Raw genomic sequence first — 12,692 nt, forward strand, 5'->3', positions numbered from 1 at the left:
ACAGTTATTAATAGATAAGAGTAAGCCTTTTTTGGGTGCTAAAGAGGTTTCATTTTGTGTGGCTTCTTTTAAGAATGATTATGTAAATATGAATGTCCTCTAGAGTACTTAACTGGAGGATATTTTTGTAGACTTCTAGATGTATTAACTACCAATAATGAGACGTGTATGAGATATACAATCAAACAAAATTATTTTCCATTTTTATTCTTATTTTAAAATAGATGCACAATCAAAATTCCACCAACAAATAAGATTGAAAATCCTACGACTATATATAATCTGTTTTTTTGTATTCCTAATATAATTGCAAGATAGCTAAAAGAAAAAGCCTATAATGCTAAAACTATGATTTCTAACATCTTCTTTTTCATTAAAAGTTAAGCACCCTAAATCCCCTTAAAAAGTTGTATTCGGAATATTGTAACAAAATAAAAAGAAGACCCTACAAGAGGGTCTTTCATCAACTAATATTAAGCTTTTTGAACATTAGTAGCTTGTAGGCCACGTTGTCCTTTTTCTACTTCAAACGTTACACTTTGTCCTTCGTCTAAAGATTTGAAACCGTCGATTTGGATAGCTGAGAAATGTACGAATACGTCTTCTCCACCTTCACGCTCGATGAATCCAAAACCTTTGTCTGCATTAAACCATTTTACTTTACCTTGTTCCATAATTGTTGCCTCCTAGTGTGGATACCCACACATATGTTACTACCCTTGCTCAAATACCTTAGACGAAAAACAAAATTTATTCTTAATCTCAAGTCAAACAAAAATAGGTCTTTCTTAAATTAACACACTTTCTAAAAAATAGCAAATTTCAAAAATAAGTCCTTGTGGTAATTAGCTACTAATAGTTGTTGCTGAAGAAAAAGTCACTATGATAGTCATCACAGCAAGAAATTTCTAAATGATCTCAACAATATCCTTGGTTTGATTTTTTTCAGACATTCAACCACTGATAAAGAGTCCATTTTCCACCTTTCTCTTTTTGATAGACTTGTGTATTCCAGCGAATACGTGACACATAAAATGCTTTTCGATCCGCAATTTTTTCTAAATCATAAATAGAAAAATAACCAAGATCACGAAGAGAAAGTTCCCCTGGCTCTAATGTTTGCGTACGTTCCTGTCCATAACGGCAATCGCTACTTGTTCCATCTCTTACAGCTGTTTCTAAAAATTCTCCAGAAATCAGTTCATACTCTAATTGGATTTTCAGACCAGCTTCTGAACCACCACCTCCTATCCCTTTGTAAGAAGATGCATATTGAGCTGGAAGCTGAAAGGCTATTGAATCTAGTATACGGATACGTGTAAAACGGTTAGATAAAGGAGTCATTGGAGAAAACTTCTTTCGAAATACTTGTAAAAAACAATTCCTTTAAGAATTGTACAGGCTGTGCATTAAATCGTTCGTTCAGACCTTGGTTGAGAAACACGCATAATGAAACGAGGTCTTGTGCTCTACACTTTTGTTTTCGTCGAATCATTCCAGTTTTAACTGCTAGTAGTTGTAAGTGGTGAATCGAAAATTTACTTTTAAATTCTTCACCTAGTAAACGTAACTCTTATTGTGTAACATCATTAATTTTAGACATAAAATGGGTCATCCTTCCTTGCGGTATGCATGGAAGGATGACCCATTTAGTTGAATTTTATTCATTTCCTTAAGTTGATGGCTATGACCTACCACAGGCGGCCTTTTTCGTGCTGGATGTAACATTATTTACTTGTTATTTTTTTCGTTTTTCAATTTTGTATGTTCATTTAACCAAATATCTATTAGATTTCTTAATGTAATAGTTTCTATTAGTTTCTTCATTTCTTCCTTTTTTCTTGTATCCTTCAAAATCTTCCGGATAATGTCCAGGGTGTTGATTATATCTTCTTTTTTTCCAGTGGGTCTCCTTTTTCATTATCTGCAGTATGGAAATGGGAACCTCTTCCCATTTTATCTTCTCTATGCTCAATTATATACACTTTTTCATTTTTAATATTACAGTAGTCGCCAGTGAATACAGAAGCGAAAAAGGTAATAGGATAGTGAAAAGAGGTATTGATATACATATGTATGGTCAATACCTCTTTTATAATTTTTTGTAAAATTATTGTAAATACCAAATACAATACGTAACATATATTGTATAATCTGAATGTAATATATTTATGATGTACGAGGAGGGCTATGTATGATAATTTCTTTTAACTTTTATCAGAGTCATGCCATAAATATGTGAGTCGGATAAGCGGTATTTGCTTTTCTTTTAAATAATTAAATTATGTGATGATACTTTAGTTTTTTGAGATCAAGAAAAATGAAGAAAGGAAGTAATCATTTTATGGAAAAATTAAAGTTGTTAACATTTGAAAATATAGTAGAACCTCTTTTAAACGAAAGCGTATCATTTATATATTTTCCTATTGAATGGCTTGATATTGTAGAGATACATTATAAGACATTTTTATTAACGAGCAAGTTGAAACGGTTGAATGAAAGATTATATGATATGTTTTCTGATATATTATTTATTCAGCATAATCCATATGTATTAAATGAAAATACACCATGGATTGTATGTAAAGAACCTATTAGAAAAGAACAACTTGATTATATTTTTCAAAGTTGGTATGAGATTATTCATGATTGGAAACCGAATAAATTAATAGATTCACCAAAATATGAATGGCATTACGATTTAATTTCTAATTTAACAGTATTACTTGATAATGAAACATATTCAAAGTGGGTGCCAGCTTTAATTTCACATATTTTTTGTGAACGGCCTTTACAGTTAGAAAACATACACGAAGAAGATATATATTTTTCTCCTCTTAGATTACAAAATATTTGTGAGGCTATGTCAGAGCCCGTTAAAGATGAAAAAACACAAGATTATTTTGCCTATGTATATCGGTTCGAATGTATAACGCGCGGAGGCGAGAATATTCCATTATTAAATGTCTCAATAGGAATCCGGAGATTTTATCAAGAATATAACCATCCCGATATTCCTTTGCTTTTGAGGCGAAAACGAGGCATGATTTTAATTTCTACTCCAGAACTTGCATCGAATAATAAAAAAGTTCGGTTTGTAAAACTAAAAGTACAACAAGCTACAAACGGTATAAAGTGGATAAAGATATTTAGAAATTTAAAAGATGATTTTCATATAGGGGGAGAAGTTGAATTAGAGCATATTCTTCAATATCCGAAAGATTATATGCTAGGAGAAAATCTTAGGGTGTTACTTCCATACAATGAGAGAATATATAAAGTTCAAGGTACGAAAATAAAACCTGGTATAAAAGTAAAAGAAAGAGAGGATTTATTTAAAGAATTTCAGCAAAAATTTACTGATTTCACATTACTCCCAGAATGTAAAAAGGTAGCAACAAATAATGAAAATGAATTATTTCCATTATTTGCACCAAAAGGATTAGAAACGATAACGTTAGAAATATGGTCTGAAAAAATATCGTTGGAAGTTGAACAAGCGTTATTTGAAAGTAAAATTGTGTTAGCTCAAATCGGTGAGTCATCGTATGTATTAAATGCAGATTCTCCAGTATTGTTAAAAATAGTAAGATGTAATATTGAAAAAGTATTGCAAAATCCATATAGAATGCAATATTGCCAGAAATACAAATCAAATTTAGTAGAGGATGTTAGGAAAGCGGTCAATGCTACTGCAGGTGAGCGCAAGAATGCGGCATTGGCGTTAATTGCAATGGAAGATTGTGACGGGCGTGAAAAAATTGATCCAAAGCAAATTGTTAGAGAAGGGTTTGCGCGTACAAATCGTATTTCAGCATTTATTAATTTATTTATAGGTCAAAGTGTATCTCGTAAAACTATTATACAGTGTATTTTTAACTTATTAGAACAAAGAGGGTTTATGAAACGTAGTTGGAATAAGATAAATTTACCTTGTATGTATGTTAATTTATCAATTGAACGAATCTCGAAATTTGATTTCTTACCTATTATTTCACAAATAAAAGGAAAAGAAATTTCATATAAATTATATGGGAATACAGATTGGCAAACGATTGATCGTTTGTTATTACATGCAAATAAACATAACACCTTTTTACCACAGCCTTCAAAAAGAAATGATATGGGAATTCAATTTAAACAATTTGTTTCTGAAACATTAACAGGAATTTTACAACATGCAAAAGAAAAAAATGAACAAGTATATTTCATTATAGATGCGAATGTAAGAAAACATTGGATAAAAGAGTTACAAAATCAAAAAATCGATATAGATACTTTCCCTGACTTTTTTCCAGATGTGTTAAAAGTCCCAAACTTAAATATTATTAGGATAAATACATCTTTTGATGTACCAAAATACGGTGCAATAGAATGTGAAGATATACTGGATGGTACAAGTTTATATGTAGATGAAAAAGGAATGTATTATAGCACTGGTGAATATACGCTTAATGGTAGTGAAACATTGAAGCGATACATACTTGAAATTTTACCAATAGGTGTAAAAGCAGTAGAAAGGAATGATATTGCTAAAATGATACATTACATGTGCTGTAATACAAGTATGCTTTTTGAAAAGGATGTACACATGCCATATTCCATGCATATGGCGAAAGTAATAAAAGGCTATATGACTGATATAGATGCAAGAGAGTTTAAAGAGTTTGATGATGAACTGGATGTAGATATAATAAAGATAGAAAAGAAGGATTCAATTATTCTACTGTAAATAATAACAGACAAATCCTGCTCCTTATATCGATCAGGATTTGTCATTTTTTCGTGTAAATAAGGATATCATTTGTCATGTATCTTCTCTTTTACGTATTTACTTTAATTGCATACAGGATTAAGATGTTTTTTAGAAATAAAAACATCTTATTTGGAAAATTAATATGAATTGATTCAAAAGAAATTTGAAAGGAATGAGGAATTGTGAAGAAGTTAGATGTGCTATTAATGCTATTGAGCGGCCTCTTTCCAGTTGCAGGAATCATGAAGCAAATCCCACTAGAACAATCTTTATATATTGGAGGCCTTTTATTTTTTACTAGTTTCGGTAGCTATTTTGCGAAAAAAATATATTCACGTATATGTAGCTGGATAGCTTATGCGCCATTTATTACATTACTGTTAGTAATTTGGCATCAAGATATTTCAACAAGTTCAATTATAGCGAATGCGAAAATTGCCGCTTGTGTCGCTTTAATTCCATGTTTATTCCGTTTTCGTACATATGGACTTACTTTCGGTTTATTCTCATTATGGGCCGCTTTATTATGGGATATTAAAGAAGTACAGTCGTTAGTCATACTTGAACGTATGTCGAGTTTAATGATAAGCAATTTCAAATACCTAATGCTTTTAGTTGGCGGGCTTATATTAGGTGGGTTAATTGCTATGTTATTACACCGTAAAGAAGAGGATAATAAAGAAAATATAACTTTATTTCAACAAAAAAAGAAACGTAAAAAACGATCATTTAAGATTCCACTCCCAAGATTACCGAAATTTAAGTTGAAATTATTTAAGTTTGGTGGAAAAGTATCAAAACAAAAAACGCCTGAAAAAATACGTGAGCATAATTACGAAGAAACAACTCCAGCTGCAACATATGAAATGGCAGAGCAAATACATCAATATAAAGAAGAAACTGCTCAAGGACAAACGAGGATGGAACGCCGTAGAAATAGGTATAATGCGTAATAAATTTAAAAGCCCCTTAATGATTAATCAATTTTACGAGAAATCATTAAGGGGTTTTTATGTCATTAAATATAGATTGCTAAAGTGGAATTTATAGCATAATCTAAAGTTGAAAACTTAAATAAAATAATGGGAGGACAAAATGCTTATTATTACATATATTTCTGTCTGTATATTATTTTTAGTTAGCTTTTTACATGTTTATTGGGCTTTCGGAGGTAAGTGGGCGACAAGTAGTGTCATTCCAACAAAAGCTGGAGAAAAGGCGTTTACACCAGGTACAGGGATGACATTTTTCATCGCGCTATTACTAAGTATGGCAGCGATAATTTTATTACAACAAACGAATATTGTTCATTTCACACTTCCTAATATTATTGTTCAAATGGGATCTTGGGTTTGTATGATTGTGTTTTTCATAAGAGTAATTGGTGAGTTTCATTATTTTGGTATTTTCAAACGCGAAAAAGATACGAATTTTGCTAGGATGGATACTGTTTTATTTATACCACTTTGTGCATTTCTATCTTTATCATTTTTACTCGCAATTATAACGTGAACAAAAAATAGTAGCAGCTTTCTTATATTAAATATAAATGTAAATTGGAAAGTGTAAAAGTGAAAAATCTAGTAGTAAATAAAAGGATGTAAGCGCCTTTTTATCGAATTATAGATTATTATGAAAGGCGGGTGCACGATGAAGTATGTAAAAGTCAGTATGAATGGCGGAAGTGAACATAAATTTCCGATGACTTTAGAACGGTTTGAAGAACTTATTACGACAGAGAATGGACTATTAGAAAATAAATTAGTTAGTATTGAAAATGTAATGATTAATCCTACTAATATATCCTCTGTAGTTGAAAAAAATGGTGTACCGGCAAAGTTTATGGAAGCTTAAAAATCGGTACATAAAAAACATCCACGGGGGATGTTTTTTTATGTATAAATATGTTAATTGTACAATAGATTTATGAGGAGAATTTATAGTGATACTTCGTACATGCACAAAAAATAAGTACAAGCATATATTAGATAGTGGGACAAGACCTTCGTGTCCTACTTAATACTCAGAAAAACCTCTATCACATGAGAGCATCTAATTGCAGGGTGCTCTTTTTTTATCCCGCTTTAATGGGCAGTAAAACCCCCACTGATGAAAGTTTCACTTTATCCGGATCTTTAACTTTTAACTTTTAATTTTAAACATATCTTTGATGCTCATAAATATTAAAAATAAAATAATAGCAAAAATTAAGTTAGATAAATAGAAATCTTGATGAAGTAGTAATTCAAAGATGACATCGAAAGCATATAAAAAGGCGATAGTAGGTAATATACAAATAAATATAAATCTCCAATTTTTTAGATACTGTTTATAATTAGGAAATACTTTCTCCATAAACATAGCTCCTATATTTTTTATTTTCCATATAATTATACATTTAAATAAAGAGATTTACAAAAGGTTATTTAGCAATCTTTCTAATACATGATTTGACTAAAAAACTTTTAAAGAGTGATACTTAAATGATACACTATAATCTATGTTATTTTTGAAATGAATAGAGGGGTTTACATGATAGATAAAATTAAAAATGTTGTAGAGGATATGTACGAAGATGAAGCAAAGCATTTACTTCAAAGTATTTTAATCCAGTTAAATTTATTAGAAGAAAACTATAGTGAAGATACTATTAAAAATTTAATGAATATTCCTAAGCAACTAACGAGTAGTACATCTTATAAAAGAAATGTAAAAGAAAGCTCACACGTACATATAGCTTTTGATGATTCAACAGCTGGATGTTTAAAGCATATGCTGAGTCAAGAAGAACGGTTGAACGAGATGGTTGTTGCTTTTTCTGAATTCTTTTCAATTGGTCCGATAAACAAGTTACATATGAATGAAGGGCAACTAGCAAGACAGGAATGGTTAGTAAACAACTTAACTGCTTATGAAAATTATTTTGAAGAAGAGTATTTACCAAGGTTTTTAGAAACTATAGAAGAACTACACACTATCCCTATTGAAACGCCTATTACAATTTGGAAAGCCGATAACGCACATGAACATGTAGGACTATGTTTTGTAATGGCGCAATTAAAAGATAAGAAAAACATTCGCGTTATGAATACATCTGATGCAAGTAAAGAAATATTAAAACTAGAGTATGCGATTCGTGGAACTGGAGAGTTAGCACCTGAAAGTTTAGCCCTAATTCAAAAAAGTTTTGTAGAATCTCCGTATTTAACTGTAGAGAATCGTACGCAGTTTGAACATGAGTGGGATAGTCTATCGAAAAGTACGGAATTTTTAAGAGTTTGGACAGACAATGAAGTGCGTTCTGTACAAGAAGATTATTTTGATCAATTTATTATTGAATGCGCGAAAAGTGTAGGTGTTGATCGAGAATTCCTAAAAGCCCCTAGAGTAATTGGTGAAGCGCTAGGTCATGTAGAGCAGTTAGTTGGCGATACGTTTTTAGAATATCGCTTAAAAGAATTAATTAAACAAGAAGTATTTGAATTTGAAGGTTCATTAGATGAAATGCGTTTTTATAGTGTGAAATTAAGAAAATAATACATCTATTCCGTTTATGAAGAATCTCGTATTTTTAAATACGAGATTTATTTTTGTTGAATTTAGGCTATACATAAGCTTCCTATAGTGCGCATATCACATATGAATGTTAAAGGTACTGAATGAAAAGTAGGTGATTTGTTAATATGTATAACCAGCAAAATTATTCATATGATCAAGGGATGTATTATAATCCACAAAACTACGGGTATGAACCTGTAAATGAAGTGAGAGATATGGAACAAGAAGATTATAGACCAGATGATGCGGAAGATGCTCCAACGTCACCACCACCATCTCAAGCTCCATCGTTACCATCCACGTTTGCTTCTCCAGCACAACCAGGCAATATGAAATCATGGATGTGTAACTGTCTAGGAAGATGGGGCTTTTTACGTTTACATCGCCCAGGGCCTTTCGGGAGAGATTTATGGTTCTTTCCGACTGAAGTGAGAAGAAACGGAGTATCAGGTTACACTTGGCAAGGTGGTCGTCGTCGTAAAGTAAGCTACCGTTATCAACAAATTAGTAATTTCATGTGCTTCGCATAAAGAAAAGTGAGAGAGTAGAAAGAGTTTACTCCCTCACTTTTTTATTTTTCAATATATGAAGTGAGATTTAGATTAAAAATTTACAATTTTCACGTTTTTATTAGAGTATAATGCATATGTTGGTTCGTTTTCAAAAACAAATGAGAGTGAGGGAATACGATGTCAATGAAAAATAAAGTTGGGCTAAGAATAGAGGATGGCATTAATTTAGCTTCAGCTCAGTTTAAAGAAGATGCATATGAAATTTATAAAGAATCTCGAAAAATGCAACCGATCTTATTTGTGAATAAAACAGAATTAGGTGCAGAGTGGCTGATTACAAGATATGAAGATGCTTTGCCACTATTAAAAGATAATCGCTTAAAAAAAGACCCGGCCAATGTATTTTCTCAAGATACATTGAATGTGTTTCTTACTGTTGACAATAGTGATTATTTAACGACACACATGCTAAATTCAGATCCACCTAACCATAATCGTTTACGATCACTCGTCCAAAAAGCTTTTACACCGAAGATGATCACGCAATTGGAAGGAAGAATAAGGGATATTGCAGATGATTTGTTAAATGAAGTCGAGCGCAAAGGTTCATTAAATCTTGTGGATGATTATTCGTTCCCTTTACCAATTATTGTAATAAGTGAAATGCTCGGCATTCCGAAAGAAGATCAAGCGAAATTTAGAATTTGGTCTCATGCTGTCATTGCTTATCCAGAAACGCCAGAAGAAATAAAGGAAACCGAAAAGCAACTATCAGAGTTTATTACATATCTCCAATATTTAGTTGATGTTAAAAGACAAGAACCAAAAGAGGACTTGGTGAGTGCTTTAATACTTGCAGAGAGTGAAGGACATAAACTAAGCGCTCGGGAACTATATTCAATGATAATGTTACTAATTGTAGCGGGACACGAAACAACGGTAAATTTAATTACAAATACGGTATTAGCGCTTCTTGAAAATCCGAATCAATTACAGTTATTAAAGGATAATCCAAAATTAATTGATGCAGCTATTGAGGAAGGATTACGCTATTATTCTCCAGTTGAGGTTACAACTTCAAGATGGGCAGATGAACCTTTTCAAATCCATGACCAAACAATCCAAAAAGGGGATATGGTTGTCATTGCATTAGCTTCGGCGAACCGTGATGAAACAGTATTTGAGAATCCAGAAGTATTTGATATTACTCGAGAGAATAATCGTCATATTGCATTTGGCCATGGGAGTCATTTCTGCTTAGGCGCCCCACTTGCTAGGTTGGAAGCAAAGATTGCTATCACTACTTTGTTTAATCGAATGCCTGATTTACAAATAAAAGGAAATCGCGAAGAAATTAAATGGCAAGGTAATTATTTAATGCGTTCTTTAGAGGAATTACCATTAACATTCTAGAATATTTATTGTAAGACATGCATACATCAAAAATGCTTTACATAGAGTATGTATGTGTTATTTAAATTCGAAACGGAAGGGTGAAAACATCCCAATGATCAACTAATTCTATTTGTAAGAGATCTTCGTTAAAAAACGAAATATTCTTCTGAATAGGATTAGTCTGTACATTTATAGAAAAGGGATGTATTTCGCTCTACGAATATATAGCCTTTTTATATGATTTGTGCTGCCTCCTGTTCAGAACATGAAATAGGGGGCTTTTTTATGTCGACAAATGTAGAAACGAAACAAAATACTGGGGTATCACAAGTATTGAAAAATCGGTTTGTGCAAGGAATTTTAGCGTCAGCATTATTTTTACAAGTAGGGATATGGGTTCGAAACTTTGCTGTATTACTATACGTTATGGAAATGACAAAAGGTGATGCTTTTGCTATTTCGATGATTTCAGTTGCGGAGTTTGCTCCAATTTTCATCTTTTCTTTTATTGGCGGAACGTTTGCTGATAGGTGGAAGCCGAAGAGGACAATGATATGGTGTGAAACGTTAAGTTCTATTTCAGTATTTGCAGTATTAATTACCCTTATATTTGGAACATGGAAAATTGTGTTTTTTGTCACGCTTATTTCTGCAATCCTTTCGCAGTTTTCTCAGCCATCTGGTATGAAATTGTTTAAACAGCATTTATCGGCGGAACAAATCCAATTAGCAATGTCTATATATCAAACAATATTTGCGATTTTTATGGTATTAGGACCGATTCTTGGAACATTTATTTTTCATAGCTTTGGAATTTATATTTCAATTATTATTACAGGTATCGCTTTTTTACTGGCAGCTGTTGTGCTGTTATTTCTTCCGAAAGATCTTGAGAATAATATTGAGAAGAAAGAAATCACGCTATTACAGGAGATGCTTGATGGTATTAAATATGTGAAAAAGAAAAAAGCATTAACTTTACTGGGGCTTTGTTTTATGGCAGCAGGACTAGGAATTGGTTTAATTCAGCCGTTAGGTATTTTTATTGTAACTGAGCAGGTAGGATTATCAAAAGAGAGTTTACAATGGTTACTAACAGTAAATGGTGCAGGAATGATTGTTGGCGGCGCTTTAGCCATGGTATTTGCAAAAAACGTTGCTCCGCAAAAGATGTTAATTATCGGTATGCTGGGTCAGGCAATTGGTATTGGTATTATAGGTTATTCCACAAATTTATGGGTAACACTGACAGCACAACTTTTTAGTGGGTTAGCTCTTCCTTGTATCCAAATAGGTATTAATACGCTCATAATTCAAAATAGTGATACTGATTTTATCGGCCGTGTAAATGGCATTTTAAGTCCACTATTCACTGGTTCAATGGTAGTAACAATGAGTATTGCTGGTTCGTTAAAAGAAATGTTTTCATTAAGTACGATGTATGAGGGCACAGCTCTATTATTTATTATTGGATTACTGTTTATTTTACCGATATACAATTTAAAGCCAGTAATAGCAATAGAAAATGAAATAAGTGATAAAGGAAGTGTTGTACAAAATGAATCCTAATCCAAATGTTAAGTACCCTATTGTAGGAAATGAAAATGTCCATTTTATAAAAAATACAATAACAAAAGCTAATATACTCGTTGGACACTATTCATATTATGATGCGAAAGATGGAGAAACATTTGAAGATCGTGTATTACATCATTATGAATTTCTTGGAGATCGCCTTATCATTGGAAAGTTTTGTTGTATTGCAAATGGAGTTACCTTTATTATGAACGGAGCGAATCATCGGATGGATGGATTTTCGGCATATCCATTTAATATATTTGGAAATGGGTGGGAGAAGTATACACCTAATTTGTCTGATTTACCTTACAAAGGTGATACAGTAATAGGAAATGATGTTTGGATTGGTATGGATACAACGATTATGCCCGGAATAAAAATAGGAGATGGTGCAATCATTGCAGCTAAATCTGTTGTGACTAGAGATGTTGCACCATATACAATTGTTGGTGGAAACCCTGCAAATAAAATAAAGGAACGATTTACAAATACAATAATAGAAGAATTATTGCAAATTCAATGGTGGCATTTTGACATTGAAAAAATAACCGAAAATATAGATGCTATTGTACGGGGAGATATTGAACCTTTAAGAAAGCTAAAAAGGGAATAAAAAATGCATAACAAAGAGTATCATACCCCCGAATTTTGTTAATGATAATAGAACGAGGAGGTGTGATACTATGGCACAAGACGTTTTATGTGAAGTAAACAACTGTAAATTTTGGGCAAACGGCAATAAATGTAGTGCAGACGCAATTTATGTAGTAAGTCATAAAGGGAAACAAGCATCTACTACGGAAGAAACGGATTGCAAAACATTCGATCCAGAAGTATAAATTTTTGAAGGGTAGCCAAATCGTGGTTGCCCTTTTATTAATTATAGTATTGAT

Annotated in this window: 14 protein-coding genes; 10 read left to right on the plus strand and 4 right to left on the minus strand. The window is 32.1% G+C overall.

The annotated features are described in order from the left end of the window. Positions 1 to 473: 473 nt before the first annotated feature. The 3 genes from COL05_RS07170 to COL05_RS32160 form a co-directional block, all read right to left on the minus strand. Entirely contained in the window at positions 474 to 674 is a 201-nt protein-coding gene (locus COL05_RS07170) for a cold-shock protein (protein WP_000434816.1), read from the minus strand. A 271-nt stretch (positions 675 to 945) separates the two neighbouring features. Then, the gene (locus COL05_RS31755) at positions 946 to 1,344 is read right to left on the minus strand and encodes a transposase (protein ID WP_257152539.1); all 399 of its coding nucleotides are present in this window, start codon (positions 1,342 to 1,344) and stop codon (positions 946 to 948) included. A 539-nt stretch (positions 1,345 to 1,883) separates the two neighbouring features. Next, a complete protein-coding gene (locus tag COL05_RS32160) occupies positions 1,884 to 2,072 on the minus strand; it encodes an HNH/endonuclease VII fold putative polymorphic toxin (RefSeq protein ID WP_306475307.1) in 189 nt (62 codons plus the stop codon). 272 nt (positions 2,073 to 2,344) lie between these two features. On the opposite strand from COL05_RS32160, the gene COL05_RS07190 reads away from it, so the two are divergent. The 4 genes from COL05_RS07190 (at position 2,345) to COL05_RS07205 (ending at position 6,610) form a co-directional block, all read left to right on the plus strand. Continuing rightward, positions 2,345 to 4,732: an RNaseH domain-containing protein gene (locus tag COL05_RS07190; RefSeq protein ID WP_142337388.1), complete on the plus strand. Its 2,388-nt coding sequence runs from the start codon at positions 2,345 to 2,347 to the stop codon at positions 4,730 to 4,732. Between the two features lie 206 nt (positions 4,733 to 4,938). Beyond that, positions 4,939 to 5,709: a DUF3959 family protein gene (locus COL05_RS07195; protein ID WP_098668083.1), complete on the plus strand. Its 771-nt coding sequence runs from the start codon at positions 4,939 to 4,941 to the stop codon at positions 5,707 to 5,709. A 142-nt stretch (positions 5,710 to 5,851) separates the two neighbouring features. After that, a complete protein-coding gene (locus COL05_RS07200; protein WP_098668084.1) occupies positions 5,852 to 6,268 on the plus strand; it encodes a DUF3995 domain-containing protein in 417 nt (138 codons plus the stop codon). Between the two features lie 138 nt (positions 6,269 to 6,406). Continuing rightward, positions 6,407 to 6,610, plus strand: a complete 204-nt coding sequence (locus tag COL05_RS07205; protein ID WP_098668085.1) for a hypothetical protein — start codon at positions 6,407 to 6,409, stop codon at positions 6,608 to 6,610. 288 nt (positions 6,611 to 6,898) lie between these two features. Here the strand turns inward: COL05_RS07205 and COL05_RS07210 are convergent, their stop codons facing one another. Further along, positions 6,899 to 7,111 (minus strand): hypothetical protein, encoded by a 213-nt coding sequence (locus tag COL05_RS07210; RefSeq protein ID WP_098668086.1) that lies wholly within the window; start codon positions 7,109 to 7,111, stop codon positions 6,899 to 6,901. A gap of 177 nt (positions 7,112 to 7,288) precedes the next feature. On the opposite strand from COL05_RS07210, the gene COL05_RS07215 reads away from it, so the two are divergent. From COL05_RS07215 to COL05_RS07245, 6 genes are all read left to right on the plus strand, one after another. Then, entirely contained in the window at positions 7,289 to 8,293 is a 1,005-nt protein-coding gene (locus tag COL05_RS07215) for a DUF1835 domain-containing protein (RefSeq protein WP_098668087.1), read from the plus strand. 146 nt (positions 8,294 to 8,439) lie between these two features. After that, positions 8,440 to 8,844: a hypothetical protein gene (locus tag COL05_RS07220; RefSeq protein ID WP_044792297.1), complete on the plus strand. Its 405-nt coding sequence runs from the start codon at positions 8,440 to 8,442 to the stop codon at positions 8,842 to 8,844. A gap of 159 nt (positions 8,845 to 9,003) precedes the next feature. Continuing rightward, positions 9,004 to 10,239 carry a cytochrome P450 gene (gene cypA / locus COL05_RS07225; protein WP_098668088.1) on the plus strand — a complete coding sequence of 412 codons (1,236 nt, stop codon included), beginning with the start codon at positions 9,004 to 9,006 and terminating at the stop codon, positions 10,237 to 10,239. Positions 10,240 to 10,506: 267 nt separating this feature from the next. Beyond that, a complete protein-coding gene (locus tag COL05_RS07235; RefSeq protein ID WP_098668089.1) occupies positions 10,507 to 11,790 on the plus strand; it encodes an MFS transporter in 1,284 nt (427 codons plus the stop codon). Next, positions 11,780 to 12,412: a Vat family streptogramin A O-acetyltransferase gene (locus COL05_RS07240; RefSeq protein WP_098668090.1), complete on the plus strand. Its 633-nt coding sequence runs from the start codon at positions 11,780 to 11,782 to the stop codon at positions 12,410 to 12,412. The genes COL05_RS07235 and COL05_RS07240 overlap by 11 nt, the downstream gene beginning before the upstream one ends. Before the next feature lie 70 nt (positions 12,413 to 12,482). Further along, on the plus strand, positions 12,483 to 12,638 hold the full coding sequence (locus tag COL05_RS07245) for a DUF1540 domain-containing protein (protein WP_000046091.1): 156 nt from the start codon (positions 12,483 to 12,485) through the stop codon (positions 12,636 to 12,638). The last annotated feature ends 54 nt before the right edge of the window (positions 12,639 to 12,692 follow it).

It is taken from the genome of Bacillus sp. AFS059628, from assembly GCF_002571225.1.
Taxonomy (GTDB): domain Bacteria; phylum Bacillota; class Bacilli; order Bacillales; family Bacillaceae_G; genus Bacillus_A.